The organism is Geobacillus thermopakistaniensis (assembly GCF_000498995.1).
GTDB lineage: Bacteria > Bacillota > Bacilli > Bacillales > Anoxybacillaceae > Geobacillus > Geobacillus thermoleovorans.
In genome coordinates, this window is the sequence record NZ_AYSF01000052.1 from 47,653 (window position 1) to 73,723 (window position 26,071).

At 53.0% G+C, this 26,071-nt stretch carries 24 protein-coding genes and 3 pseudogenes; 7 read left to right on the forward strand and 20 right to left on the reverse strand.

Annotated features, from left to right (window positions below; all coding sequences use genetic code 11):
* Positions 1 to 10 precede the first annotated feature (10 nt).
* From T260_RS128595 to cyoE, 3 genes and pseudogenes are all read right to left on the reverse strand, one after another.
* A pseudogene (locus T260_RS128595) lies at positions 11 to 304 on the reverse strand (c-type cytochrome); the annotation flags it as partial.
* Positions 244 to 1,338 (reverse strand): cytochrome c oxidase subunit II, encoded by a 1,095-nt coding sequence (gene coxB / locus T260_RS128590; protein ID WP_050582931.1) that lies wholly within the window; start codon positions 1,336 to 1,338, stop codon positions 244 to 246. The pseudogene T260_RS128595 and the gene coxB, both read right to left, overlap by 61 nt.
* A 77-nt stretch (positions 1,339 to 1,415) precedes the next feature.
* Positions 1,416 to 2,345 (reverse strand): heme o synthase, encoded by a 930-nt coding sequence (cyoE, locus tag T260_RS128585; protein WP_031205760.1) that lies wholly within the window; start codon positions 2,343 to 2,345, stop codon positions 1,416 to 1,418.
* A gap of 380 nt (positions 2,346 to 2,725) precedes the next feature.
* On the opposite strand from cyoE, the gene T260_RS128580 reads away from it, so the two are divergent.
* Entirely contained in the window at positions 2,726 to 3,679 is a 954-nt protein-coding gene (locus T260_RS128580; RefSeq protein WP_011230580.1) for a COX15/CtaA family protein, read from the forward strand.
* Between the two features lie 165 nt (positions 3,680 to 3,844).
* Here the strand turns inward: T260_RS128580 and pyc are convergent.
* The 3 genes and pseudogenes from pyc to T260_RS128570 form a co-directional block, all read right to left on the reverse strand.
* A pseudogene (gene pyc / locus T260_RS01000000138000) lies at positions 3,845 to 7,291 on the reverse strand (pyruvate carboxylase).
* A gap of 62 nt (positions 7,292 to 7,353) precedes the next feature.
* Complete coding sequence (gene ftsW / locus T260_RS128575) at positions 7,354 to 8,565, reverse strand: putative lipid II flippase FtsW (protein ID WP_023634058.1); 1,212 nt, start codon at positions 8,563 to 8,565, stop codon at positions 7,354 to 7,356.
* A gap of 125 nt (positions 8,566 to 8,690) precedes the next feature.
* On the reverse strand, positions 8,691 to 8,978 hold the full coding sequence (locus T260_RS128570) for an Fpa/YlaN family protein (RefSeq protein ID WP_011230577.1): 288 nt from the start codon (positions 8,976 to 8,978) through the stop codon (positions 8,691 to 8,693).
* Positions 8,979 to 9,140: 162 nt separating this feature from the next.
* On the opposite strand from T260_RS128570, the gene T260_RS128565 reads away from it, so the two are divergent.
* Positions 9,141 to 9,647 carry a molybdopterin-binding protein gene (locus T260_RS128565; protein WP_011230576.1) on the forward strand — a complete coding sequence of 169 codons (507 nt, stop codon included), beginning with the start codon at positions 9,141 to 9,143 and terminating at the stop codon, positions 9,645 to 9,647.
* 185 nt (positions 9,648 to 9,832) lie between these two features.
* Here T260_RS128565 and T260_RS128560 read toward each other — a convergent pair whose 3' ends face one another.
* The gene (locus T260_RS128560; RefSeq protein WP_011230575.1) at positions 9,833 to 11,164 is read right to left on the reverse strand and encodes a PhoH family protein; all 1,332 of its coding nucleotides are present in this window, start codon (positions 11,162 to 11,164) and stop codon (positions 9,833 to 9,835) included.
* Between the two features lie 133 nt (positions 11,165 to 11,297).
* On the opposite strand from T260_RS128560, the gene T260_RS128555 reads away from it, so the two are divergent.
* On the forward strand, positions 11,298 to 11,897 hold the full coding sequence (locus tag T260_RS128555) for a YhcN/YlaJ family sporulation lipoprotein (protein ID WP_013145886.1): 600 nt from the start codon (positions 11,298 to 11,300) through the stop codon (positions 11,895 to 11,897).
* Positions 11,898 to 12,058: 161 nt separating this feature from the next.
* A complete protein-coding gene (locus T260_RS128550) occupies positions 12,059 to 12,259 on the forward strand; it encodes a YlaI family protein (RefSeq protein WP_011230573.1) in 201 nt (66 codons plus the stop codon).
* Positions 12,260 to 12,319: 60 nt separating this feature from the next.
* Here the strand turns inward: T260_RS128550 and T260_RS128545 are convergent, their stop codons facing one another.
* From T260_RS128545 to typA, 3 genes are all read right to left on the reverse strand, one after another.
* Positions 12,320 to 12,601: a hypothetical protein gene (locus tag T260_RS128545; protein ID WP_011230572.1), complete on the reverse strand. Its 282-nt coding sequence runs from the start codon at positions 12,599 to 12,601 to the stop codon at positions 12,320 to 12,322.
* A complete protein-coding gene (locus T260_RS128540; protein ID WP_014195349.1) occupies positions 12,598 to 12,906 on the reverse strand; it encodes a YlaH-like family protein in 309 nt (102 codons plus the stop codon). Before T260_RS128540 ends, T260_RS128545 begins: the two co-directional genes overlap by 4 nt.
* A 90-nt stretch (positions 12,907 to 12,996) precedes the next feature.
* Positions 12,997 to 14,841 (reverse strand): translational GTPase TypA, encoded by a 1,845-nt coding sequence (gene typA / locus T260_RS128535; RefSeq protein WP_011230570.1) that lies wholly within the window; start codon positions 14,839 to 14,841, stop codon positions 12,997 to 12,999.
* 118 nt (positions 14,842 to 14,959) lie between these two features.
* Between typA and T260_RS1000000139820 the strand changes: the two genes are divergently transcribed.
* Positions 14,960 to 15,130 (forward strand): DUF5325 family protein, encoded by a 171-nt coding sequence (locus T260_RS1000000139820; protein ID WP_011230569.1) that lies wholly within the window; start codon positions 14,960 to 14,962, stop codon positions 15,128 to 15,130.
* Between the two features lie 50 nt (positions 15,131 to 15,180).
* Here T260_RS1000000139820 and T260_RS128530 read toward each other — a convergent pair whose 3' ends face one another.
* The 3 genes from T260_RS128530 to T260_RS128520 all read right to left on the reverse strand — a co-directional run bounded on the left by T260_RS128530 (position 15,181) and on the right by T260_RS128520 (position 17,488).
* On the reverse strand, positions 15,181 to 15,975 hold the full coding sequence (locus T260_RS128530) for an inositol monophosphatase family protein (protein WP_011230568.1): 795 nt from the start codon (positions 15,973 to 15,975) through the stop codon (positions 15,181 to 15,183).
* A gap of 105 nt (positions 15,976 to 16,080) precedes the next feature.
* Positions 16,081 to 16,269: a YkzI domain-containing protein gene (locus tag T260_RS128525; RefSeq protein WP_011230567.1), complete on the reverse strand. Its 189-nt coding sequence runs from the start codon at positions 16,267 to 16,269 to the stop codon at positions 16,081 to 16,083.
* Between the two features lie 259 nt (positions 16,270 to 16,528).
* A complete protein-coding gene (locus T260_RS128520) occupies positions 16,529 to 17,488 on the reverse strand; it encodes an NAD(P)H-dependent flavin oxidoreductase (protein ID WP_011230566.1) in 960 nt (319 codons plus the stop codon).
* A gap of 157 nt (positions 17,489 to 17,645) precedes the next feature.
* Between T260_RS128520 and T260_RS128515 the strand changes: the two genes are divergently transcribed.
* Positions 17,646 to 19,118, forward strand: a complete 1,473-nt coding sequence (locus tag T260_RS128515) for an aminotransferase class I/II-fold pyridoxal phosphate-dependent enzyme (protein WP_011230565.1) — start codon at positions 17,646 to 17,648, stop codon at positions 19,116 to 19,118.
* Between the two features lie 114 nt (positions 19,119 to 19,232).
* On the opposite strand, the gene T260_RS128510 is transcribed toward T260_RS128515, so the two are convergent.
* The gene (locus tag T260_RS128510; protein ID WP_011230564.1) at positions 19,233 to 19,358 is read right to left on the reverse strand and encodes a GapA-binding peptide SR1P; all 126 of its coding nucleotides are present in this window, start codon (positions 19,356 to 19,358) and stop codon (positions 19,233 to 19,235) included.
* Positions 19,359 to 19,555: 197 nt separating this feature from the next.
* Here T260_RS128510 and T260_RS128505 point away from each other — a divergent pair, with 197 nt between their 5' ends.
* Positions 19,556 to 19,936 (forward strand): DUF1885 family protein, encoded by a 381-nt coding sequence (locus T260_RS128505; RefSeq protein WP_013145895.1) that lies wholly within the window; start codon positions 19,556 to 19,558, stop codon positions 19,934 to 19,936.
* Between the two features lie 25 nt (positions 19,937 to 19,961).
* Here T260_RS128505 and T260_RS128500 read toward each other — a convergent pair whose 3' ends face one another.
* The 6 genes and pseudogenes from T260_RS128500 to pdhA all read right to left on the reverse strand — a co-directional run bounded on the left by T260_RS128500 (position 19,962) and on the right by pdhA (position 25,645).
* A complete protein-coding gene (locus T260_RS128500) occupies positions 19,962 to 20,204 on the reverse strand; it encodes a hypothetical protein (RefSeq protein WP_011230562.1) in 243 nt (80 codons plus the stop codon).
* 262 nt (positions 20,205 to 20,466) lie between these two features.
* On the reverse strand, positions 20,467 to 21,879 hold the full coding sequence (lpdA, locus tag T260_RS128495; protein WP_011230561.1) for a dihydrolipoyl dehydrogenase: 1,413 nt from the start codon (positions 21,877 to 21,879) through the stop codon (positions 20,467 to 20,469).
* 4 nt (positions 21,880 to 21,883) lie between these two features.
* Entirely contained in the window at positions 21,884 to 23,188 is a 1,305-nt protein-coding gene (locus tag T260_RS128490; RefSeq protein WP_013145897.1) for a dihydrolipoamide acetyltransferase family protein, read from the reverse strand.
* Between the two features lie 72 nt (positions 23,189 to 23,260).
* A pseudogene (gene pdhB, locus T260_RS0120365) lies at positions 23,261 to 24,085 on the reverse strand (pyruvate dehydrogenase complex E1 component subunit beta); the annotation flags it as partial.
* Between the two features lie 30 nt (positions 24,086 to 24,115).
* Entirely contained in the window at positions 24,116 to 24,532 is a 417-nt protein-coding gene (locus T260_RS1000000141140; protein WP_081712610.1) for an alpha-ketoacid dehydrogenase subunit beta, read from the reverse strand.
* Positions 24,533 to 24,535: 3 nt separating this feature from the next.
* On the reverse strand, positions 24,536 to 25,645 hold the full coding sequence (gene pdhA / locus T260_RS128485) for a pyruvate dehydrogenase (acetyl-transferring) E1 component subunit alpha (protein WP_014195342.1): 1,110 nt from the start codon (positions 25,643 to 25,645) through the stop codon (positions 24,536 to 24,538).
* Between the last annotated feature and the right edge of the window lie 426 nt (positions 25,646 to 26,071).

The following is a 26,071-nucleotide window of genomic DNA, read 5'->3' on the forward strand; positions in this document are numbered from 1 at the left end:
TTCTCATGCTTTATTCCACTTTTAAGCTCATCAAATATTTCGTCAATGCATCAATTTGCTCTTCCGTCAAGTGGCCATATGTACCCGCCATTTTATTTCCAGGCTTCACGCTGTTCGGGTCTCTCAGCCATTTTTTCAGATTTTCTTCATTATGCTCCAAAATACCGGCGATTCGTTCGCGATCGCCAAAGTTCGCCAAGTTCGGCGCCGTGCGCGCTTGCACCGGACGCTTGTCCACAGGCGTCACCGCATGGCAGCCAATACAGCTTTTATTGAAAATCGCTTCCCCTTCTTTGGCGACCGGNCATCAATTTGCTCTTCCGTCAAGTGGCCATATGTACCCGCCATTTTATTTCCAGGCTTCACGCTGTTCGGGTCTCTCAGCCATTTTTTCAGATTTTCTTCATTATGCTCCAAAATACCGGCGATTCGTTCGCGATCGCCAAAGTTCGCCAAGTTCGGCGCCGTGCGCGCTTGCACCGGACGCTTGTCCACAGGCGTCACCGCATGGCAGCCAATACAGCTTTTATTGAAAATCGCTTCCCCTTCTTTGGCGACCGGATCGGTGACAACCGGTTTTTTCGCATTTTGCATCTTTTTCACCCAGGCGTCAAATTGGTCGCGCGGCAACGGCCGAACTTTAAAATCCATCAGCGCATGGGACGGACCGCAAAGCTCCGCACATTTGCCGTAAAAGACGCCGCCGGCTTTATCGGTCGCCTTTTGGTCAAAAACAAGCCAAAATTGGTTTTTGTTGTCGGTGTTCGTATCCATTTTGCCGCCGACCGCCGGAATCCAGAACGAATGTTTGACATCCGACGCAATCAAGTTGAAATACACTTTTTCATTCGTCGGCACGACCAAATCTTGGCTCGTGATAATGCCGTAATCCGGATATTCAAACTCCCACCAGTATTGGTTGGCGCGAACATTGACGACAACTGTATCCTTATCTCGTTTTTTGTCGTTCATCGCCTTGACATCGGCCAGTTTAAACGTGGTTGATACCGTCGGCACGGCCAAAATGAGCAAGAGGATGATCGGAATGACAGTCCAGATAATTTCCAGTTTATGGTTCCCTTCCACTTGCTTCGGGATTTTATTTTCTTCCCCCTTGCGCCGCCGGAAGCGGATGACAACGTAAACGAAGATGATCGCCACGACGACAATGACGAGCACCATGATCGATGTGCTCAACAGCATGAGCGAATACTGCATGTCCGCTACTTCACCGGCGGGCTGGAGCGTCGATAAAAACGGTTTGCCGCAACCGGCGAGCAACAGCGCCATCATCCCGAACAGGGAAAATAAGCGCCAGTTACAGAGCCCCTTGTTCATAGCCTAATCAAACCCCTCTTTCTTTGATGGATAAATGTATATAAATTCTTTCACTAAAGAAAGAATTTTATCTTAATTCACCAAAGCGTCGCGATGACCATCGCCACGAACAAAATCGTCAAGTAATTGAGCGAATAGACGAACATCCACTTCGCCCATTTGATGTCATCTTTCATTTTCAAACCTGCCAATCCCAGCAGCAGCCAGCCGACATTGAGCAGCGTGGCCACGATTAAAAATGGAACGCCAAGCGAGAACAAGTAAAACGGCAACGGCAGCAAACATGCCACCCAAACGATGATTTGCCGCTTCGTCATGGCGAATCCATGGACGACCGGCAACATCGGGATGCCGGCTGCACGATATTCTTCGCATCGCTTCATCGCCAACGCCAAAAAGTGCGGCGGCTGCCATAAAAACATGATCAAAAACAAGATGAGCGGAACAATATGAAACTCCGGATCGACCGCCGTCCAGCCGATAACCGGCGGCACCGCGCCGGAAATGCTGCCGACAACGGTGTTGATCGTGTAATGGCGCTTCGTCCAAAGGGTGTATAAAAAGACGTACGTCGCCATACCGATCAACCCGACGACGGCAGCCGTAACCGTTGTCATAAGCAGGCCCATCTCGCCGATTGCGACAAGACCAATCCCAAGCCAAAGCACCCGCCGCGGATCCATCGTCCCGGTGACGGTCGGGCGTGCTTTCGTCCGCTCCATATATTGATCAATGTCGCGGTCAATGTAGTTGTTGATGGCGCATGAACCCGCGATGACAAGCGCTGCTCCAAACAGTGTGAAAAAGACAAGATGCAGGTTCTCCAAAAAGTGTTCCCCAGTAAAATAAAACGCCAGCCACATTCCGGCGAACGTCGTAATCAAATTGGAATTGACGATTCCGATTTTCACAACAGACGATAACTCTCTCCAAACTGCCTTGACGCTCACATGCGAGCGATGACCGGCATCGGCCGCATCCTGGTGCACCGCTTTCAATTCGGCCATGTCTCCTGTTCCTCCTCGCTGCGCCGCTCCTTGCCCGGCCGGCGCCGTGATGTTGCCTGAAATTCTTTCCAACGCCAAATAGCAAAAACGGGCTGTTTCCTCTTTATATTAAATCACATTTTTTCCTCATCATGTGAACTTTTTTTGAATAATTTGTGTCAAATTTTTGAATGCGCGCACCCAAAACGGCTCATTCGCTTGTCCCATTAATATTTCTAGCAAACTTAATCGACTTATTCAATATGCAAACGTCATTTTGTGTTTCCGGCCGCCATCGTGTAAAATAGATTTGGCTTGGCGACACGGTTGGCTGCAATAAAATCCATCACTTTACTAATATGGACAAAATCACAGTTTCTCAATACAAGAAGGTGAAGATTTTGCAACGTTCACTGAAATGGTTTGCCTCGGCAACCACGTTGGCAATGTTGTTTGTTTTAATTGGCGGAGCGCTTGTGACCAAAACCGGATCCGGCATGGGGTGCGGCCGATCATGGCCGCTGTGCAACGGCCAATGGGTGCCGGATCACATTACGCCTGAGCTCATCATCGAGCTGAGCCATCGACTCGTTTCCGGCCTTGCCGGCATCATGGTGCTCATCCTTTCCATCTGGGCGTGGAGAGCCATTGGCCATGTGCAGGAGACAAAGTTTTTAGCGGTCATATCGTTTGTCTTTCTCGTCTTGCAAGGGCTGATCGGCGCCGCCGCGGTCGTGTGGGGGCAGTCCGATTTCGTCCTCGCCTTGCATTTCGGCATTTCGCTCATTTCGTTTGCCGCTGTGCTGCTATTGACGCTATTGATTTTTGAAATCGACAAAACGTTTTCCGCCGCTTCCCTTTCGCTTGACGGCAAAATGCGGTTTCATATTTACGGCATCACCATATACTCATACATCGTCGTCTACACCGGGGCGCTCGTGCGCCATACGAACGCCAGCCTCGCTTGTCCGAGCTGGCCGCTTTGCGCGAAAACGCGCCTCCTCCCGGTTCAGTTTCATGAATGGGTGCAGATGGGCCATCGATTGGCCGCTGCTGTCATCATCATTTGGATCGCCGCCGCCGCAATACATGCCGTCCGCCATTACCGCAGGCAGCCGGTCATCTACTACGGATGGCTCATCGCCCTTTTGCTCGTGCTCGCGCAAATGACGACTGGAGCGCTTGTCGTTTTTACGCAGCTGAATTTATACATTGCCTTGGCGCATGCCTTTTTCATTTCCTGCCTGTTCGGTGTGCTCAGCTATTTATTGCTTTTGGCGCTCCGCACCCGCCGCGCGCCGGTAAAAGCCGCCGACCATTCAGCTGGGGAAGCGGCGCCGGCGACGTTGAAATGACGTTCGTCGGTCAGCAAACCAAAAGGGGCTGACCCAAAAGGTTGTCTGTCTTCAAGATAGGCACAACCTATCGTGCAGCAGAAGCAGTCAGCACGTATATAGAGCAACGAAAGAGGGTATCCCGATCCTTTTGGGACACCCTCTTTTTGCGCGCGATGGACAGTTTCATTTGGACAGCTCAATTAGCAAATCCCCCGCTTGAATGGCATCGCCGCTTTTGACGTAAATATCTTTGACAATGCCGGCAAACGGCGCCTGCACCGTCGTTTCCATCTTCATCGCTTCCGTAACCATCAAATGGTCGCCTTTGTCAACTTTTTCCCCTTTCTCCACGAGCACTTTCACAACCGTGCCCGGCATCGTGGCGGCAATGTGGTTCGGATTCGTCCGATCGGCCTTGATGCGCTCAGCGACAGCGGCTTTGATGCTTTCATCGCGGATGATGACTTCGCGCGGCTGGCCGTTCAGCTCGAAGTAAACGACGCGTGTGCCGTCCGCCTGCGGCTGGCCGATGGAGACGAGTTTGACGATGAGCGTTTTCCCGCGCTCAATCTCCACTTCGATCTCTTCGCCGAGGCGCATGCCGTACAGGAACGTCGGTGTATCGAGCACTGAAATATCGCCGTATTTTTCGACCGTTTCGGCATATTCCAAAAACACTTTCGGATAAAGCGCATAGGCAATGGCGTCAAAGTCGGTCACTTCGCGGCCGAGCTTGTCATACAGCTCCCGCTTGATTTGCTCGAAATCAACCGGCTCAAGCAGCTCGCCCGGACGAACGGTGATCGGTTCGCGCCCTTTCAAAATAATGCGCTGCAACTCTTTCGGGAACCCGCCATGCGGCTGGCCTAAATAGCCTTCGAAAAACTCCACGACCGAGTCTGGGAAATTGAGCGTTTCGCCGCGTTCAAAAATGTCTTGCTCCGTCAAATTGTTTTGCACCATGTAAAGCGCCATGTCGCCGACAACTTTCGATGATGGCGTCACTTTGACGATGTCGCCGAACAAGTCGTTGACGCGGCGATACATTTCTTTCACTTCATCCCACCGATCGCCGAGGCCGACCGCTTTCGCCTGCTGCTGCAAGTTGCTGTACTGGCCGCCTGGCATCTCATGCATATATACTTCCGTTTTTCGGCGACGTTTTAATGGCAGCTTTNTTTTCGGCTAAATTTTGCGCACGTCTTCCCAATAGCGGGCCAACTGCTCAAGGCCGTAAATATCGACCTCCGGCGCCCGCTCCGTTCCTTCAAAGGCATAGTAGAGCGTATTGGCGCTCGGCTGCGACGTCAAGCCGGCCATCGAGCTGACGGCGACATCGACGATATCGACGCCGGCTTCGATCGCTTTGGCGTACGTATAAATGCCGTTGCCGCTCGTGTCATGCGTATGCAAATGGATCGGAATGTCGACCGTTTCCTTGAGCGCGGAAATGAGCACGTACGCCGCCTGCGGCTTCAACAGGCCGGCCATATCCTTAATGCCTAAAATGTGCGCACCGGCTTGCTCGAGCTCTTTCGCCAAGGCTTTGTAATAATCCAAATTATACTTCGGCCGGTTCGGGTCCAAAATATCGCCTGTATAGCAAATAGCCGCCTCGGCGATTTTGCCGCTTTGCCGGACGGCATCGATCGCCACCGTCATCCCTTTCACCCAGTTTAGGCTATCGAAAATGCGGAACACATCAATGCCGGCTTGCGCCGATTTTTCAACGAACTCGCGGATGACGTTGTCGGGATAGTTTTTATACCCCACGGCGTTGGCCGAGCGAAGAAGCATCTGGAACAGCACGTTCGGGATGCGCTCGCGCAGCTTGAGCAGCCGGTCCCACGGATCTTCTTTCAAAAAGCGGTACGCCACATCAAACGTCGCCCCGCCCCACATCTCAAGCGAGAATAAGTTGGGCAGCAAACGCGCCGTCGGCTCAGCGATCCGCAACAAGTCGATCGTGCGGACGCGGGTCGCCAACAACGACTGATGAGCGTCACGGAACGTCGTATCGGTCAAGAGCACGCGCGGCTGCTCTTGGATCCAGCGAACAAGCCCTTCAGGTCCGCGTTCATCCAAAATTTGCTTCGTTCCCGCTGGGATCGGTTCCGTTTGGCTCACCTTCGGCACGCGCGGTTTGTCAAACACCGGCTTTTTCTTTTTGCCGATGCCAGGGAAGCCGTTGACCGTCACGGTGCCGATGTACGTAAGCATTTTCGTCCCGCGGTCTTTTCGGCGCGGGAATACAAACAATTCCGGCGTCGTATCGATAAATGACGTATCGTATTCCCCCGACAAAAATTTCGGATGCTGAACGACGTTTTCCAAAAACGGGATGTTCGTTTTAATGCCGCGGATGCGGAATTCGCGCAAGTTGCGCAACATTTTTCTTGCCGCCTGCTCAAACGTCAACGCCCATGTCGACACTTTCACGAGCAGCGAATCGTAATACGGCGTAATGACCGCCCCTTGGAAGCCATTGCCGGCGTCCAAGCGCACGCCAAAACCGCCGCCGGAACGGTACGCCATAATTTTTCCCGTATCCGGCATAAAGTTGTTGAGCGGGTCTTCCGTCGTCACCCGCGACTGAATGGCGTAGCCGTTGATGCGGATGTCCTCCTGCTTGGGAATGCCGACTTCCGGGCTGTGGAGCGAAAATCCGTCGGCGATTAAAATTTGCGACTGGACGATGTCAATCCCGGTGATCATTTCGGTGATCGTATGCTCAACTTGAATGCGCGGATTGACTTCGATGAAATAAAACTCATCCCCGGAGACGAGAAACTCAACCGTGCCAGCGTTGACGTAGCCGACGCTTCTCATGAGCCGGACCGCCGCCTCGCAAATGCGCTCGCGCAGCTCGTCCGACAACGAGACGCTCGGCGCGACTTCCACGACTTTTTGATGGCGGCGCTGCACCGAGCAGTCGCGTTCATAAAGGTGAACGATGTTTCCTTCGTGGTCGCCCAAAATTTGCACTTCAATATGCTTCGGCTTTTCAATCAGCTTTTCGACATAAACGTCATCGCTGCCAAACGCCGCTTTCGCTTCCGACTTAGCCCGCTCAAACGCTTCCTTCACTTCCGACTTTGAGCGGACGATGCGCATGCCCCGGCCGCCGCCGCCAAGCGCCGCTTTAATGATGATCGGGTATCCGTGCGTCTCGGCAAAGCGGACGACATCCTCAAGGCCGCCGACCGGTCCGTCGCTGCCCGGGATGACCGGAATGCCCGCCTTCATGGCCGCATGCCGCGCTTTCACTTTATCGCCGAACATATCCAAATGTTCTTCATTCGGGCCGATGAAAATAATCCCCTCTTCGCGGCACCGTTTGGCAAATTGAATGTTTTCCGACAAAAACCCATATCCCGGGTGGATGGCATCAACATCGTGGGCTTTGGCGATCTCAATGATGCCTTCGATGTCCAAGTACGCTTCGATCGGTTTTTTCCCTTCCCCGACTAAATACGCCTCATCCGCTTTGTAGCGGTGGTACGATCCGGCGTCTTCCTTCGAATAAATCGCCACGGTGCGGATATCAAGCTCCGTGCAGGCGCGGAAAACGCGAATGGCGATCTCTCCGCGGTTGGCTACCAGCACTTTGCGAATTCGTCTTGTCCTCATTCTGTCCCTCCTCCTTTATTTAATAAAAGTATAAAAGTTTTGCCGATTTGTAAATACACTTTCTAAAAAGTCAGACCTCTTTTCTGTTTGCTGACCATCGTTTTTTCCGCTTTTTTATACCGTTGTTCGTACTTTGCAAACATAGAAATGTTCACAAGCAGACCGAGCGAAGCCATGGTCAGGACAAGCGACGTTCCCCCATAGCTGACGAGCGGCAGCGGCACCCCTGTAATCGGAATAAGGCCAACGACCCCACCAACGTTAATGAACGTTTGAAAGCCGATCATGACGGAGATGCCGATCGCAAGCAGACTCCCAAACGCATCGTGGGAGCGGCGGGCAATCCAAAGCCCGCGCAGCACGATAAACGCCAATAACCCAAGCGTGAACGCTACACCAAATAAGCCGAGCTCTTCGGCGATGACCGCCATAATAAAATCGGTGTGCGACTCTGGCAGGTAGCCGTATTTTTGAATGCCTTTGCCAAGCCCCACTCCTTTCAGCCCGCCAAGCCCGATCGCCAAATACGAATTAACGAGCTGGTAGCCATCGCCGTTTGCGTATTGAAATGGATCCAAAAAGCTGTAAAGACGCGATACCCGTTCAGGAGAAAAAATTTTTTTGCCAGCAACCGGGAGCCAAAACGGTGACAGCACCGTCCCGATCAATGTAAAAAAAAGCAGCTGCTTTAGAAGCAACACGAGGCGCAAACCGGACGAAACAATGATGCACATCGCGATGGCAAACACGATCGCCGCCGTTCCGAAGTCAGGCTGTATGGCAATCAGGAAACAAATCACCAATGTATAATAAATGGGGAACAAATTGCTTTTCGCCGGCTCGGCCAGCCGCTTCCGCTTGTTGGCAAACGCTGCGGCCAAGTATAAAATCAGACCGAGCTTCGCGAGCTCCGCCGGTTGGATCGAAAGCGCCCCGACGCGAAACCAGCTTGTTGCGTTGTTGGCCGTATGGCCGAGAAAAGCGACGGCGATCAGCATCAATGGAGAAGCAAAAAAGACGAGTTTCACCCATCGCTCCGCCCGCCACACTTTATACGGAATCGCCATCGTGATGGCGAACGCGATGAATCCGGCAATCAGCCACAGTTTTTGCCGCTCGTAAAAATAGTCGCTTGGCACTTCAAAGCGGATGACAGCGGTGACCATGCTTGAGCTGTACACCATAATCAATCCGAACAACGACAGCATGATGACCGCGGTGATCAGCGGATAATCATAGCACTTCAATACTTTTTTCCATAATTGTCGTTCCATCGTTCCTCTTCCCTGTGAACATGTATGTACTTAAAATCATTCGCAGCGGCGCGCTGTTTTCCTGCCGAAAAACAGAAAAACTCAAACGACGGGAAACCAATCGTTTGAGTTGTTTTATATATCCTTTATCGCACGCGCTTTTTGGCCACGGCCTCGTGCAACGTGGAAAGTTCGCGCTCAAGCCGGTCAAGGAGCGCCTTTCCGTCTTTCGCCTCCACAAGCCCGAGGCGCACCGCAAAATCAATTTCCCGTGACAACCCGAACATTTGCGTGTCAAGCACTTCTTCATACACCGGACATTGCGGCATCGTCAAATGGTCCATTTGCACGCGGATGAGTTGGATGATTTTCTCTGCATCCGCTTGTAAAAGCGCGTACGCCTTCTCCCGATAGCTCATCGATTCGTCCGTCACATCGATCCCTCCGTTCTCTCCCCTATCCTTCTTTACATCTTAACGTGAAACAAGCCATTTTGCAAGTTGAAACCGTTGACAGCAACCGGGCCTGGAACATGACAAGCTCTTTCATTATTATTATACTAAAAACGGTGGGAACATGCAGAGGAGAGGTGTTTCATGAACGATATTATTGTGCTGACAGGAAAGGTGAAGTTTACGATCACGCTTGACCCCGGCGTCTGGATTTTCGACGACCGGAAAGTGGACATGGATGCGTATTTTTCGGAGCCGGCTCCACAGCCGACGGAAGCGGAGCAAGAGGACGAGGAAATCAAAAAGCTGTCGGCATTTTGGGACCGGGAAATTCAAGAGGGCGCGGTTTTTCCGCCGACGTTGAAAACGGAGCGGCGCTTTTTGAAGGAGAAAATCATCACCGGCTCGTTCGGCATGCCGTTCGCCCCATTTTTGCGAAACGCTGAGCCGCATGAAGACGCGTCTGAACTTGTCATTGAGACGGAACATGGAGAAACCGTGATCCCTCTGGAAAAGGCGTACGACCTGATTTTCGCTTTTTCCCAAAACGGAAAACCGTTGCGCGACGACGGTCCGGTGCACATTTATTTTGGCGACGGCTCCAACCGCGAGGCGCCGATTACTCATGTGCGTCGGCTCGTCGTCCGATGACCGGGCGCCCCATGAAGGGGCGGCCCGGTGTTTGAGCTTTTGACGCCTTCAACCGCCTTAAGCGCTTTGACCCCAGATGTTTTCCACAGCGCCCCAGGCGGCGGGCGCCTTTCGAAACGTTCGCGGCGTCGGGCCGCGCGCCTGGCACCCGTTCTTTAACGGCGGATGCTCTGAGGAACGCCTAGCTACAGCAAATCAGCGGCAAGCTGTGCGAGCGCCGAACGCTCCCCTTTGACGAGCCGGATATGGCCGGCGATTTTTTGGTCTTTAAACTTTTCGACGACGTACGTCAACCCGTTGTTATATTCATCCAAATACGGATGGTCGATCTGTTCCGGATCGCCCATTAAAATGATTTTACTTTTCTCCCCAACGCGTGTCAAAATCGTCTTCACTTCATGCTTCGTTAAATTTTGCGCCTCATCAATGATGATAAACTGCTCCGGCAGGCTCCGGCCGCGGATGTACGTGAGCGCCTCCACTTCAATCGAGCTCATGCCGGCTAAAATCGCATCGAGCTCCCCCGGTTTTTTCGTGTTGAACAAGTATTCCAAGTTGTCAAAAATCGGCTGCATCCACGGGCGCAGCTTTTCTTCCTTTTCTCCCGGCAGAAAGCCGAGATCTTTCCCCATCGGCACAATCGGCCGAGCGACGAGCAATTTTTTGTATGTGCGCAAATCTTCCGTTTGCATCAACCCCGCGGCAAGGGCAAGCAACGTCTTGCCCGTTCCGGCTTTGCCGATTAGCGTCACAAGCGGAATGTCGTCGCGCATGAGAAGCTCAAACGCCATCGTCTGCTGCACGTTGCGCGGGCGAATGCCCCATATATGTTCGTGATGGAAGATGAGCTTTTTCACTTTTTTGCCGTTTTGGTCGACAATGCCAATCGCTGACGCCGAGCTGCCAAACGCGTCTTTCATAATGATGAACTGGTTCGGATAAAACGGGTGGTCGGCGATATCAGCGAGCACGAGCTCCCCTTTGTCGTAAAACCGCTGCAGGTGGTCCTTTCCTATGTACAGCTCCAAAAATCCGCTGTAAATATGGTCGACATCAACGACGCGGTCGCTTAAAAAGTCTTCTGCCTGCAGCCCGATGGCATCCGCTTTGACGCGCACGAGCGCATCCTTGCTCACCAAAATGACAGAGCGTCCATCTTCCTTCGCCTGCTCTTCAAGCGATAAATTTTTCGCCACCGCCAGAATGCGGTTGTCATTTGTTTTTTCGACAAAAATTTCTTGCAGTTGATGAAACGAACGATGGTTCAACTCAATGCGAAGCGCCCCTCCGTTTTCAAGCGGAATTTTTTCATGCAGCTTGCCGTTTTCGCGCAGACGGTCGATGAGCTTTGACACTTGGCGGGCATTTCTACCAATTTCATCCATATACCGCTTTTTCGAATCCACTTCCTCAAGCACGACCGCTGGAATGACGACCTCATTATCCTCAAACGCGAAAATCGAATACGGATCTTGCAACAGCACGTTCGTATCGAGCACGTAAATTTTTTTTCCCAAATTCCGCTTCCCCCCATGTGAGTTTTTCACGTTTTTCCGTTGGATGGGAATGGCTGTAATACAACATATGAAAACATGTATAAAGATAGAAGGACATTTGCAAACTAAAGAAAAAAAGTCGAGGTGGCCCATTATGAAGAGAAACTGCTGGCTCGCCGTTTTCTTCCTTCCCCTTTTGATTTTCAGCGGCTGCACGTTTGGAAACGATCATGAAGCGAACGAGCCCAATCGTTCACTCGTGCGTGTCAAAAATACGGTCGATGAACGCGTCGAGAACAAATCCGGGCAAGAGATCGCCCGCCGGCTTGCAGAAATCGCCGACCGTGTTCCAAACGTTCACAATGCCGCCGCGATCGTCGTCGGCAAATATGCCATCGTCGGCATTGACGTCGGCGCCAATATGGATGCCTCACGCGTCGGCACCATCAAATATTCCGTCGCCGAAGCATTGCAAAAAGATCCGTACGGCGCGAACGCTATTATTGTCGCTGACCCAGATCTTTACACCCGCGTGCGCAACATCGGCCGGCAAATCGATGAGGGGAGGCCGGTGCAAGCGTTCATGAACGAAATCGCCGACATCGTCGGACGAGTGATGCCGGAAGTGCCGAGCGACTTGTTTGAAACGACGCCGAAGCCCACCGAAGAAAATGACGGACAGCTGAACGAACGGGAGGAGCGGCAACTGAACGAACAGCAAAACAAGCAATCGAATGAACATTTAAATCGATAAACGGTTTCTGTGTGGGTTATAATGGAACAGAAAGCGCGGCTCATTTCCGAGGAAAGCGGGAGTGAAATGCATTTGAATCAACAAACGATCGCGGGAAATGTGGTATAATGGGAACGAAAGAACACTCTACCATTTCGCGTTTGGATGTATTGAGGTGAACAATGAGAGTCAAATGCGTGCTTTGCGACCAAATCGATACGATCGACGATGAATCGCCGCTCGCCAAGCGGCTGCGCAACCGCCCGATCCACACGTACATGTGCCGCGAATGCCACGACCGCATCGCCGAAAAAACGAAACAGCGGCTGGCAACAGGAAAGTTCCGCTTCTATCGCGGCCGCCGCGCAGACGATGATTGGTGATCCTGCAAAAAAAAAACGGTGCGGAAGAGCGATCGCTTTTCCGCGCCTTTTTGGTTGTCATCATCCATACTTTTCCGGTTCGGCTTCGATCTGCCGCCACATCGCCTCAGCCAGCTCAAGCGGGAAACACGCCGCCTTTGTTTCCCCGCCGCGCACATATTCGACGATGTATTGCCCATTCGTTTCATCTTTGACGGCGTCTACGGCCGTCACACCAAAGTCGTTTTCCAAGATGGCGCGGAAAAACGAGGCCGTATCGCGCGCCGCCGCATCGTGCGGACGGGCTTTGGCGACGATGTGGATCGTCAGCCAGTTATAAAGGGCATCCTGCACGGATTTCATGACTTTTCTCCCTCTTTCGCCTGCTTCAGGCGCACTTTATAAATGATTAATACGAGGGCGGCGACGGCCAATCCTTCTGCCACCGGCAAAAAGACGGCAAAAAAGGTCAAAACCGTGCAGCCAAGCGCCAGCAAGACGTAAATGATGACGTTTTTCAACAGCGGCAGGCGGCGGGCAAAACCGAGTCGATACACAAGCGCGGCAAGCAACAACACTGTCACATACAATAGCCACATACCTCGCTCGGGATTATCGTGCACCTTATAAAGCGAGGCGAAAAACGTGAGCCGTTCGAGCACATTCACATCATTCCCCTCCCGTTCATCCTAATAGCGCCCTTCTCCAAGGCGTTTTCGATTGTTCGCAAACTAAAGACGCGCGCATGGCGCTTCCGGCTATTTCGCCTGCTCAACCGCTTTCTTTTTCTTCTCCGCCTTTTCACGCTCGCTTTTATTCAAGATTTTTTTGCGCAACCGGATCGAGGCTGGCGTCACTTCACAATATTCATCATCATTCAAATACTCGAGCGCTTCTTCAAGCGTCAACAGACGCGGCTTTTTCATCGTCGCCGTCTGTTCTTTCGTCGATGAACGCATGTTGGTGACATGTTTTTCGCGGCAAATGTTGACGACCAGGTCGTTTTCGCGGTTATGCTCGCCGACGATCATCCCTTCGTACACTTCAGTGCCCGGCTCAACAAAAATGGCGCCGCGATCCTCAAGTTGCATGATGCTGTAAGCCGTCGCCTTTCCGGTTTCCATCGAGACGAGCACCCCTTGGCGGCGGCCGCCGATGGCGCCAGGCTGCACGGGGGCATAATGGTCAAACGAATGGTTTAAAATTCCATATCCGCGCGTCAACGACATAAATTCACTCCGATAGCCGATCAAGCCACGCGACGGCACAAGGAAGACGAGACGCACCTGCCCGTTGTCGCCGTGCACCATATCGACGAGCTCGCCCTTGCGGCTGCCGAGCGACTCCATGATCGCTCCCGTATATTCCTCCGGGATGTCAATGACGACCCGCTCGATCGGCTCGCACGTGACACCGTCAATCTCTTTTAGAATGACTTCCGGCTTCGATACTTGCAGTTCGTATCCTTCGCGGCGCATGCTTTCAATCAAAATCGCCAAATGAAGCTCCCCGCGGCCGGAGACAATCCACGCATCCGGCGACTCGGTCGGCTCAACGCGCAGACTGACATCCGTCTCCAGCTGGGTGCGAAGCCGCTCCTCCAGCTTTCTCGCCGTCACGTATTTGCCTTCGCGCCCCGCAAACGGGCTGTTGTTGACGAGAAACGTCATTTTCAACGTCGGCTCATCGATGCGAAGCGGCGGCAGCGGCTCTTGATGATCGGGCGGGCAAACCGTTTCACCGACATTGATGTCCTCCATCCCGGCGACCGCGACGATGTCGCCAGCGTGCGCTTCTTCAATCTCAATCCGCTTCAACCCAATAAAACCAAACAGCTTCGTGACACGAAACATCTTGACGGCACCGTCGCGCTTTAAGAGAGCGACTTGCTGGCCTGTTTTCATCGTGCCGCGGAAAATGCGGCCGATGCCGATGCGTCCGACATATTCATTATAGTCGAGCAGCGCCACTTGAAACTGCAACGGTTCGCTGCGGTTGTCCGCCGGCGCCGGAATATGCTCGATGATCGTCTCAAACAAGGCGGTCATGTCACCGTCCTGGCGATCCGGATCGAGGCTTGCCGTCCCGCGCAGCGCTGATGTGTACACGACTGGAAACTCGAGCTGCTCCTCAGAAGCACCAAGTTCGATAAACAGGTCGAGCACCTCATCAACGACTTCCGCCGGCCGAGCAAATTCGCGGTCGATTTTGTTGACGACGACGATCGGCACAAGCTGCTGCTCAAGCGCCTTTTTCAGCACAAACCGCGTCTGCGGCATGCAGCCTTCATACGCATCGACGACAAGCAAGACGCCGTCGACAAGGCGCATGATCCGCTCCACTTCCCCTCCGAAATCAGCGTGTCCCGGCGTATCCAAAATGTTGATGCGCGTTCCTTTATACAAGACAGCAGTGTTTTTTGCCAAAATCGTAATGCCGCGCTCCCGCTCCAAATCGTTGCGGTCAAGCGCCCGCTCCGCGACTTGTTCGTTTTCGCGGAACGTCCCTGACTGCCGAAGCAGCTGGTCAACGAGCGTCGTTTTCCCATGGTCGACGTGAGCGATGATCGCGATATTGCGAAGATCGATTCGTTTGTTCGTCAATGTCGGTCACTCCTGTTCGGCAAACTGCTTGTCTATTATATCACAACCGATAGAAAATCGGCATGTTTTCCGGTACACTAGAAAAAGACGCCCACTTTGCCAGAAAGGAGTCAACCCAATGAAACGGATCGAGCCTGTACCTCTGTTGCTCGCCATTCTTGCCGTCGCCGCCATCATGGCGATCGGCGTCTTCATCGCCGAGCAAAGTTTGATCGGCATCGCCGCTTCCACGCTCATCTTTATCGCCGCCATGGGCGCCGGGTTCGCCCATAAAAAACGGACGCGTTGAAAAACGGGACAAGCTGGATGCTTGTCCCGTTTTCGCGATTTCGCGCCCCATCAATCGTGAAGATAGCGCCGCAAAATTTCTTCGTGCACCCCAGGTTTCGCAGCAAGCACCGAATTGCGGCCAAGCAGATCCAGCGGCTTCCCGTCAAGGGTCGTCACCATTCCGCCCGCTTCTTCAATCAAAATCATCCCGCCGGCGAAATCCCACGGCGACAGGCGCGGCGAAATGTAGGCGTCCAAACGGCCGGCGGCAACATACGCGAGCTCAAGCGCCGCTGAACCATACGAGCGCGTGCCGCGCGCCTCTTTCGCCAGCCTCATGAGCGGGCGATGGTCGAGGCGCTTGTTTTCCATGAGCCATGTCCCGTTGATGGCAATGATCGACTCCGTCACTGGCGCGGGCTGCAGGAGGCCAAGCGGCTCCCCGTTCAAAAACACCCCTCGCCCTTTTTGCGCCGCATACAGTTCGTCAAACACGACGTCATACACGTAGCCGAGCTGTCCGATGCCATCTTCAAAAATGCCGATCGATACAGCAAAATGGCGCCGCTGATGAACGAAATTCATCGTGCCGTCGATCGGGTCAATCACCCAAACAACGCCGTCCAAGGCATCGATCCGGTCGCCAAATCCTTCTTCCCCCAACAGGCGGTGGCTAGGGAACTGGCGGCGGATGTGCTCGGCGAAAAATTGCTCAATGGCGCGGTCAACGTTCGTCACTAAGTCGTTCGGGTTCTCTTTCGCTTCCACCGTCAGCTGTTTTGCAAACGAGGCGCGGATGCGCTTTCCTGCTTCGTCGATCCATTGCCGGGCGTATCGGTCGATTTCTTCCCATTTTTCTGCCATATTGATTCCTCCTGCCTTCGGTTATGTATAGATCGCAACCGGAACGGGGGCGGACACCGCTCAAGAAAAAAACGAACCGGAAAGATGGTTCGCCTTGAATCAGAATCATACTTGAAGGCGCATCAGTTCTTGGCGCAGCTTTTCAAGCCGCCGTTTGCACTCTTTTTTCTTTTCTTCATCGTTTTCCATCATGGCCTCGTACAGCGTCGCTAATTCGTAATCGAGTTCGAGCCGCAACACCGCCATGCGTTTGTCTCCATCTGGTCGCTTCAGCGAATTGGCGGTTTTTTTCATATTCGTCCGCACCCCTTTCCCTATCATCCGCTAAACTTCCGGCGCCCGTCACGAATGTGCTGCTTCATTTTGTTTTATATTATATTATGTGGAAAAAGGGGTGTATGCAACTAATTTGTGCGTTTACCTACCGCGCTTCCGTTGTGGCTCGAATTATACCACAGCGATAATCCAAGGGGAACTATGACCATCAATGATTTCTTGTGTTGACCAGTCGTAGGAAAATGGATAGGAATAACCCATTGTTCCACCTCCACCGTTAGTTTGCCCAACGGCGCCGAATTTGTTCCGCCTCTTCAATCATGCGGGCAAACAACTCAGCGACGGACGGAACGTCGTGAATGAGCCCGATCGCCTGCCCGGCCCAAGCGAATCCTTCGTCCACCTTTCCTTCGTAAATGAAGCGCCGGTTCGCTTCTCCGCTAATATATTCTTTTAAATCATCATACGTACCGCCTTGGCGCTCGATTTCCAATATTTTTTCCGCCCAGGCGTTGGCCAGCACCCGCCCTGGCGCCCCGAGCGACCGTTTAATGATGACCGTATCGTTTTCGGTGGCGTTGAGAATCATTTCTTTATATGCGGGATGAGCATGAACGCATTCTTTCGTGGCGATAAACCGCGTTCCCATCTCAATCCCTTCCGCTCCAAGCGCCAATGCCGCCATCAACCCGCGTCCATCGGCGATGCCGCCCGAGGCGATGACCGGAATCGATACGGAGTCAACGACTTTCGGAATAAGGACGAACGTGCCAGTATCGTATTTGCCGAGATGCCCGCCCCCTTCCTGACCGACGACCATCACCGCATCAGCACCGAGCTCCTCTGCTTTCACTGCCTGGCGGACGGCGGCAACGAGCACGAGCTTTTTCACGTTCGTTCCTTTCAATTGTTCAAAAAACGGCGCTGGATTGCCGCCGGTGACCGAAACGACCGGCACCCCCTCATCAAGCGCTGCTTCAAGCATATGAGCAAACGGGCGGCCGTGCTGGCCAATGGCGAAATTGACGCCGAACGGCCGATCGGTTTTTTCCTTCACCTTGCGGATTTCCTCGCGCAGTTGCTCCGGTCCATCGAGCGACATCGCCGTAATTTGTCCGAGCCCACCGGCGTTCGAGACCGCTGCGGCCAAATCAGCGTACGCCAAGTAAGCGAGTCCCCCTTGAATGATCGGATATGTAATGCCGAGCAGCTCTGTCACCCTCGTTCTCCATTTCATTTCGATAACGCCCCCTTTTTGTTTTGTCTTTCTTTTATTTCTCTCTTGAACCGCTGTTTTCCTTTTTCAGCGTCCATTCATTTCTTCTTTGCAAACGGAAAAATCCATGCTATAATGCACTTGTTTTATCCTCGAGATAAAGAGGTGTGAAAAACCATTGTCGCAACTCGAGACACCATTGTTTACCGGTTTGTTGGAGCATATGAAAAAAAATCCGGTTCAATTTCACATTCCCGGCCATAAAAAAGGGGCCGGCATGGATCCGGAGTTTCGCGCTTTCATCGGAGACAACGCCTTGGCGATTGATTTAATCAACATCAGCCCGCTCGATGACTTGCACCATCCAAAAGGGATGATCAAACGGGCGCAGGAGCTCGCTGCCGAAGCGTTCGGCGCCGATTATACGTTTTTTTCCGTGCAAGGAACGAGCGGCGCCATCATGACGATGGTCATGTCGGTCGCCGGGCCGGGCGATAAAATCATCGTGCCGCGCAACGTCCATAAATCGGTCATGTCGGCCATTGTCTTTTCTGGAGCGACGCCCATTTTCATTCATCCCGAAATCGACAAAGAGCTTGGCATTTCCCATGGCATTACGCCGCAAGCAGTGGAAAAAGCGCTCCGCCAGCACCCGGACGCCAAAGGGGTGCTCGTCATCAACCCGACGTACTTTGGCATTGCCGGCGATTTGAAAAAAATCGTCGATATCGCCCACTCGTACAACGTTCCGGTGCTTGTCGACGAAGCGCACGGCGTGCACATTCATTTTCATGAGGACTTGCCGCTCTCAGCGATGCAAGCGGGCGCCGATATGGCGGCGACAAGCGTCCATAAGCTCGGCGGATCGCTGACGCAAAGCTCGATTTTGAATGTGCGCGAAGGACTCGTCTCCGCGAAACACGTGCAGGCGATTTTAAGCATGCTGACGACGACTTCAACGTCGTACTTGTTGCTCGCTTCGCTTGATGTCGCCCGCAAACAGTTGGCGACGAAAGGGCGTGAACTCATCGACAAAGCCATTCGACTCGCCGACTGGACGCGCCGGCAAATCAACGAGATTCCATATTTGTACTGCGTCGGCGAAGAGATTTTAGGCACGGAAGCAACGTACGACTACGATCCGACAAAGCTCATCATTTCGGTTAAAGAGCTCGGGCTGACCGGCCATGACGTCGAACGGTGGCTGCGCGAAACGTACAACATTGAAGTCGAGCTTTCCGATTTATACAACATTTTGTGCATCATCACCCCGGGCGATACCGAACGGGAGGCGAGCCTGCTCGTTGAAGCGCTCCGCCGCTTGTCGAAGCAGTTCAGCCATCAGGCAGAGAAAGGGATCAAGCCGAAAGTGCTCCTTCCGGACATCCCGGCGCTCGCCTTGACGCCGCGCGATGCGTTTTACGCCGAAACGGAAGTCGTGCCGTTTCACGAATCGGCCGGCCGAATCATCGCCGAATTTGTGATGGTGTATCCGCCTGGCATTCCAATTTTTATTCCAGGCGAAATCATCACGGAAGAAAACTTGAAGTATATTGAGACGAACTTGGCTGCCGGCCTCCCTGTCCAAGGGCCGGAAGACGACACGCTGCAGACGTTGCGTGTCATTAAGGAATATAAACCGATCCGCTGACCGCACAAGCCGGTTTGCCTGGCTTGTGCTTGTTTGCCAAAAATAAACGGCGCGCATGTGACTTGTCGACATGCGCGCCTCTATCCGTTCCTTTCCCCCATCGGTTTGACCGTTTTATTCTTTTTCTCCGCCCTCATTGTCATGCTCGCAGCAATCACATTTCCCATAAAGCGTCGTCACTTTTTCATCTTCGAAATACGCAATCGTCGCATCACACGTTTGACATACGATCGTGCCCATCCCCAAAACCCCTTTGTGATGATAAATTCGCTTGTTGATTTCATAATAATATATCACATTTCAATTGTCAATCCTAATTTGTATATCACATTTAATAAAAAAGAACTTTTTTGAAAACGCCCTTTTTCCATTTATTGTCCGCCAACATATGGTACAATAAGGATAAAGACGCAATGGAAATGGTGGGAGGGGAAGGAATGATGAACACCGATCTAAAGCTGCCTGCGGGGAAAACGATGACCATCGAGGACGTCAAACAGCTGCTCGAGCGCTACCAGATGGCGCTCAAAAAGACAGGGGAACAGCTTGGTTGGGCGTACGAACAGGCCGCTTTCCCGTATACGGTCCGCATACACGAATCCGTTCTCTACTTGCAAGGCGACGGCCGCTTGTACAAAGGGATGGCGATTTCCGTGCGAACAGCTGGAGAAGAGACATTCATTGACATCGCACTGCCGCCGGGGGCGACGCATGGGGATAAAGGGAAGGCCAATGAATTCAGCAAATGGCTGGCGAAAACGCTCGGCGGTGAACTGCACTTGTTCAGCGGCCGGACAATGGTGTTTGGCAGCGCGTAAACAGCGGGCATTCGACCGCTGTTTTTTATTGAACGGCCTGCCAAATGACATGCTGACCGGCAAAGTACACCGCCGCCGTCCCAATCGTCGTCAGCGCCGCCTTGCGCGTCGCCAAGCCGAGCTGGCGGGCCAGCAAAAACGCGATGTACATAAAGATGCACAGCATCAGCCCGCGGAAAAACAGGCGGTCTCTTCCTGACAGCCACTCGATCAATGAGAAACTGCTCCAAATCATCATCTGCATCAAAAATGCAACGTAAGCTTTCATTTCAACTCCATCTCCCGCTTGTTCTTTACCATAACGATATGAAGCGAGAGCGGAAAATAGTATGGGAAATTGGACAAGAAATGGACCAGGCCGCTCCTTTGGACAAAAGACTGTCGACCGGGCGCAGCAACAGGCGAACATACAGCTGTCGCCGCAGATTCATTTCTTTTCTGCCAATCATCTTGCTTCTGGATGATGTTCCCTGCTTATTGCACCGCAGGAAAAAGGTGCCCCGCTGTGTTTGGGGCACCTTCGTTTTCCGTTACTTCGCAATGATATGAATCGGCGTGCCAAGCGCCACTTCCGCCGCTTCCATGGCGATTTCGCCAAGCGTCGGGTGGGCATGAATCGTCAACGCGATATCTTCCGCCGTCATGCCGGCTTCAATGGCCAGCCCAAGCTCGGCGATCATATCCGAGGCGTTCGGGCCGATGATTTGCGCTCCAATCACAACGCCGTCTTCTTTGCGGACGACAAGCTTCAGGAAACCGTCCGTATCGTTGAGTGACAGAGCGCGGCCGTTGGCGGCAAACGGGAATTTCGCCGTAATGACGTCGATGCCTTCCTCTTTCGCCTGTTGTTCAAAGTAGCCGACCGAGGCGCATTCCGGATCGGAGAAGACCACAGCCGGAATGGCGATGTAATCCACTACCGACGGATGGCCGGCGATGGCTTCCGCCGCCACTTTCCCTTCATACGACGCTTTATGAGCAAGCGCCGGGCCTGGAACGATGTCGCCGATGGCGAAAATGTTCGGCACGCTTGTCCGGCATTGTTGGTCCACTTCAATCAAGCCGCGGTTCGTCATTTTGATGCCGATTTGTTCAAGACCAAGTTCATCTGTATTCGGTCGGCGGCCGACCGTCACCAACACATAGTCGGCGTCGATCGTTTTCGTTTCGCCGTTCGCCTCATACGTGACCGTCACGCCGTCTGCACGCTCTTCGGCTCCTTTTGCGAGCGCATTCGTCACAACTTCGACCCCTTTGTTCTTCAGACGGCGCTTAATGATGGACACCATTTGCTTTTCAAAGCCGGATAAAATCTCACCGGCCCCTTCAAGAATCGTCACTTTCGCACCAAAATTGGCGTAAGCCGTACCGAGTTCGATGCCGATGTAGCCGCCGCCGATGACAACGAGCGATTTCGGGATTTCCCCGAGGTTGAGCGCACCGGTCGAGTCGAGAATGCGGCCGGAAAACTTGAAGTTCGGCAGCTCGATCGGACGCGAACCGGTGGCCAGAATCGCGTTTTTAAACGTATACGTCTGCGCGCTATCGCCGTTGACCACGCGCACCGTATTGGCGTCGACGAAGTACGCTTCCCCCTTGACGATGTCGACTTTGTTGCCTTTGAGAAGTCCTTCGACGCCGCCCGTCAATTTTTTGACGATGCTCGCTTTCCATTCTTGCACTTTCGAGAAATCAACCGTGACGTTTTCCGCCTTGATGCCCATCTCTTCGGAATGCTTCGCCTGCTCGTAGCGATGGCTTGCCGAGATAAGCGCCTTGGACGGGATGCAACCGACGTTTAAGCAGACGCCGCCCAAATTTCCTTTTTCCACAATCGTCACTTTTTGGCCGAGCTGTGCGGCGCGGATGGCGGCGACATAGCCGCCAGGGCCGGCGCCAACGACGAGCGTTTCTGTTTCAATTGCAAAATCGCCAACTACCATCGTTTTACGCCTCCATTAATAATAATTCTGGATCGCTTAACAGCTGCTTGATATGGTTGAGCGCTTTTTGCGCCGTCGCTCCGTCGATCATCCGATGGTCAAAGCTCAACGAGAGCGCCAAGACCGGAGCAGCGACAATTTCACCGTCGCGGACGATCGGTTTTTCGGCAATGCGGCCGATGCCAAGAATCGCCACTTCCGGATGGTTGATGACCGGCGTAAACCATTGCCCGCCGGCTGAGCCGATGTTCGTGATCGTGCACGATGCGCCTTTCATTTCGTTTGGCATCAGTTTGCCTTCGCGCGCTTTTTCAGCGAGTTCGTTGATTTCCTTCGCCAGCGCGAAAATCGGCTTCCGGTCGGCATGTTTAATGACCGGCACGAGCAACCCTCGATCCGTATCAGCGGCGATGCCGATGTTGTAGTAATGCTTATGAATAATTTCCTCCGTCGCATCGTCGATCGACGTATTCAGCACCGGATATTCACGCAGCGCGGAAACAAGCGCTTTGACGACATACGGCAAGAACGTCAGCTTGATGCCTTTTTCCGCGGCAATGGCCTTGAATTTTTTTCGGTGAGCAACAAGCTTCGTCACATCGGCTTCGTCCATCAGCGTCACGTGCGGGGCCGTATGTTTCGAATGCACCATGGCCTTGGCGATCGCCCGACGGATGCCGCTCATTTTCTCGCGCGTTTCCGGGAATTCGCCTTCCGGCACAACCGGTTTCGCCGCTGGCGCTTGCGGCGCTGCCTTCTCTTCCGCCGCTTGCGGCGTCGGCTCAGCCGCGGCTTTCGCGCCGCCGGCGAGGAAGGCATCAATATCTTCTTTCAAAATGCGGCCGTTTTTCCCCGTGCCTTGGACGAGGCGGATATCGACGCCTTTTTCACGCGCATATTTGCGCACAGACGGCATCGCGATGACGCGGCGGTTCGGGTCGGCTTCCGCTTCGGCCGCCGGTGCGCTCGGAGCAGCGGTCTCAACCATTTCCTTTTTCGACACCGTTTCCGCTTTTTCCTCTTTTTTCACTTCTTCGTGTTCTTGTCCTTTAAACGTCATGTTTTCATAGCCCGGCGCATCGAGCGTAATGAGCGTTTGCCCGACCGTCGCCACCGTTCCTTCCGGGACGAGAATCTCAAGCACTTTCCCCTTGACAGGAGATGGGATCTCGACGACCGCTTTGTCGTTTTGCACTTCGCACAACACGTCGTCTTCGTTCACTTCATCGCCCGGCTTGACGAACCATTTGACGATCTCGCCTTCGTGAATGCCTTCGCCAATGTCCGGCAGCTTAAATTCAAATGCCACTGTAGGTCGACCTCCTATCGTTTGCCGAAAATGAGCGGGGGAAGGCGCTTCGCTCCCCCGGACTTGTCCACATTAGAAGTTGATCACTTTTTTCGCCGTCTCGATCACGTCTTTAAAGTTCGGCAGCCACACCGATTCTGCTTGAGCGAACGGATAGACGGTATCCGGCGCGGCGACGCGCAATACAGGCGCCTCAAGGCTTAAAATCGCGCGCTCGTTAATTTCAGCAACGACGTTGGCGGCGATGCCGGCTTGCCGTTGCGCTTCTTGAACGACGATGGCGCGGCCCGTTTTTTCGACCGAACCAATGATCGTCTCAATATCGAGCGGCTGCACGGTGCGCAAGTCGACGACTTCGGCAGAAATGCCTTCTTTCTCTAATTCTGCCGCCGCCTTTAACGATTCATGCACCATGGCCCCGTACGCGATAATCGTAATGTCTTTCCCTTCACGCTTAATGTCTGCTTTGCCGATCGGAATTGTGTACTCTCCTTCGGGCACCTCTTGTCGGAACGAACGGTACAGTTTCAAATGCTCAAGGAAAATAACCGGGTCGTTGTCGCGGATCGCCGAGATGAGCAATCCTTTCGCATCATACGGCGTCGACGGGATGACGACTTTCAAGCCCGGCTGTTGGGCGACGAGTCCTTCTAAGCTGTCTGAGTGCAATTCTGGCGTATGGACGCCGCCGCCAAACGGCGAACGAATCGTAATCGGAACATGGTAGCGGCCGCCAGTGCGGTAGCGGATGCGCGCCATTTGTCCGCAAATCGCATCCATCGCCTCATAGACGAACCCGAAAAACTGAATTTCCGGCACTGGGCGAAACCCTTGCAAGGCCAAGCCGATCGCCAAACCGCCGATCCCCGATTCGGCCAGCGGCGTATCAAACGGCCTAGATCGGAAGAGCACACGTCTGAACTCCAGTCACCGTACGTAATCNTCTAAGCTGTCTGAGTGCAATTCTGGCGTATGGACGCCGCCGCCAAACGGCGAACGAATCGTAATCGGAACATGGTAGCGGCCGCCAGTGCGGTAGCGGATGCGCGCCATTTGTCCGCAAATCGCATCCATCGCCTCATAGACGAACCCGAAAAACTGAATTTCCGGCACTGGGCGAAACCCTTGCAAGGCCAAGCCGATCGCCAAACCGCCGATCCCCGATTCGGCCAGCGGCGTATCAAACACACGTTCTTCGCCAAACTCAGCTTGCAGCCCTTCGGTCACCCGGAATACGCCGCCGTTGACCCCAACGTCTTCGCCAAACACCAGCACGTTCGGATCGTTTCTCATCTCGATGCGCAGCGCATCGGTGATCGCTTGAACCATTGTCATTTGCGCCATGGCTTACTTCGACTCCTTCTCTTTATAAATTTCATACTGCTCTTTTAAGTTCGCCGGCAGCTCTTCGAACATGATGCTGATTAAGTCGGTCACTTTTTGTTTCGGCGTTTCGTCCGCTTTTTTGATCGCTTCCTTGATGTCCTCTTTCGCCTGCTCGATGACGCGGTTTTCTTCCTCTTCGCTCCATAAACCTTTCGCTTCTAAAAACTTGCGGAAGCGGACAAGCGGGTCTTTTTTCGCCCATTCGTTTTCGAGTTCTTTCGAACGATAGCGCGTCGGATCGTCGCCGGACATCGTGTGCGGACCGTAGCGGAAGCAAAGCGTTTCGATGAGCGTCGGCCCTTCGCCGTTAATGGCGCGTTCGCGGGCTGCTTTCACCGCGGCGTAGACCGCAAGCGGATCCATGCCGTCGACTTGAATGCCCGGAATGCCGGCAGCGACCGCTTTTTGCGCCAATGTTTTGGCGATCGTTTGCTTCTCCACTGGCGTCGAGATGGCAAAGCGGTTGTTTTGCACAACAAAGATGGCCGGTGCCTTAAACGCCCCCGCGAAGTTGATCCCTTCATAAAAGTCGCCTTGCGATGTGCCCCCATCGCCGGTATATGTAATGGCCACCGCCTTTTTGCCCCGCATTTTCAAGCCGAGCGCCACGCCGGCCGCTTGAATGTATTGGGCGCCGATGATGATTTGCGGCGGCAAGACGTTGACGCCTTCAGGAATTTGGTTGCCATGAAAGTGGCCGCGCGAGAACAAAAACGCTTGATAAAGCGGAAGCCCGTGCCAAATGATTTGCGGAACGTCGCGATATCCCGGCAAAATGAAATCTTCTTTCTCAAGCGCAAAATGGCTGGCGATTTGGCTCGCTTCTTGCCCGGCGGTCGGCGCGTAAAACCCGAGTCGGCCTTGGCGGTTCAACGAAATGGAGCGCTGGTCGAGTATGCGCGTATACACCATGCGGCGCATCAGCTCTTTCAGCTGCTCATCGCTTAACTCCGGCATCGCCTCTTCGTTGACGATTTCGCCTTCTTCATTCAAAATTTGAAACGTCGGGAACTGCTCGGCTACTTTCTCGAGCTGCTCCGCAAATCGAAACTGGGAGGTTTTCACACCCATGTTATTCACCTCTGCCTTTCATTAGAAATTTTAGAAATGAGAATACATTCGCCCATATACTATTAATGTACCCAAAATGAAAGAGAAATAAAAAACGGCCGCCATCCGGCGCCAACACAAGCAACAAAGGCGCCGAAATCTGTTTCACTATTTTTCAAGACTGAATTAGTACAATATGCATTTGCAAGTTTTAGTTTACACGTTCTTGGATCAACCGTCAACGACTTTGATTTCTCATGTTTTTTTGCTTTATTTTTTGGGTGAAATTGGAATTGGCAATATTCCGCCCACAAACTGTTATATTACATTCCTCACCATCTGTATGAGTTCTGTATTATATTTTCACAAAATATAAAACACACAGTGGCTTGACAAGATAATGAAAACGTTTTCTCGAATTTGTCTTATTGTTTTCCTTATACTCGA

Excerpts from the sequence above, each read along its gene's own strand:
- T260_RS128565 (WP_011230576.1), top strand. The coding sequence starts at position 9,141 with ATGAACGATATTATTGTGCTGACAGGAAAGGTGAAGTTTACGATCACG.
- T260_RS128545 (WP_011230572.1), bottom strand. The coding sequence starts at position 12,601 with ATGAAATCCGTGCAGGATGCCCTTTATAACTGGCTGACGATCCACATC.
- T260_RS128550 (WP_011230573.1), top strand. The coding sequence starts at position 12,059 with ATGAGAGTCAAATGCGTGCTTTGCGACCAAATCGATACGATCGACGAT.
- cyoE (WP_031205760.1), bottom strand. The coding sequence starts at position 2,345 with ATGGCCGAATTGAAAGCGGTGCACCAGGATGCGGCCGATGCCGGTCAT.
- lpdA (WP_011230561.1), bottom strand. The coding sequence starts at position 21,879 with ATGGTAGTTGGCGATTTTGCAATTGAAACAGAAACGCTCGTCGTTGGC.
- T260_RS128525 (WP_011230567.1), bottom strand. The coding sequence starts at position 16,269 with ATGAAAAAAACCGCCAATTCGCTGAAGCGACCAGATGGAGACAAACGC.
- T260_RS128530 (WP_011230568.1), bottom strand. The coding sequence starts at position 15,975 with ATGGCAGAAAAATGGGAAGAAATCGACCGATACGCCCGGCAATGGATC.
- pdhA (WP_014195342.1), bottom strand. The coding sequence starts at position 25,645 with ATGGGTGTGAAAACCTCCCAGTTTCGATTTGCGGAGCAGCTCGAGAAA.
- T260_RS1000000139820 (WP_011230569.1), top strand. The coding sequence starts at position 14,960 with ATGAAACGGATCGAGCCTGTACCTCTGTTGCTCGCCATTCTTGCCGTC.
- ftsW (WP_023634058.1), bottom strand. The coding sequence starts at position 8,565 with ATGGAACGACAATTATGGAAAAAAGTATTGAAGTGCTATGATTATCCG.
- T260_RS128500 (WP_011230562.1), bottom strand. The coding sequence starts at position 20,204 with ATGAAAGCTTACGTTGCATTTTTGATGCAGATGATGATTTGGAGCAGT.
- T260_RS128510 (WP_011230564.1), bottom strand. The coding sequence starts at position 19,358 with ATGGGCACGATCGTATGTCAAACGTGTGATGCGACGATTGCGTATTTC.
- T260_RS128505 (WP_013145895.1), top strand. The coding sequence starts at position 19,556 with ATGATGAACACCGATCTAAAGCTGCCTGCGGGGAAAACGATGACCATC.
- T260_RS128555 (WP_013145886.1), top strand. The coding sequence starts at position 11,298 with ATGAAGAGAAACTGCTGGCTCGCCGTTTTCTTCCTTCCCCTTTTGATT.
- T260_RS128520 (WP_011230566.1), bottom strand. The coding sequence starts at position 17,488 with ATGAAATGGAGAACGAGGGTGACAGAGCTGCTCGGCATTACATATCCG.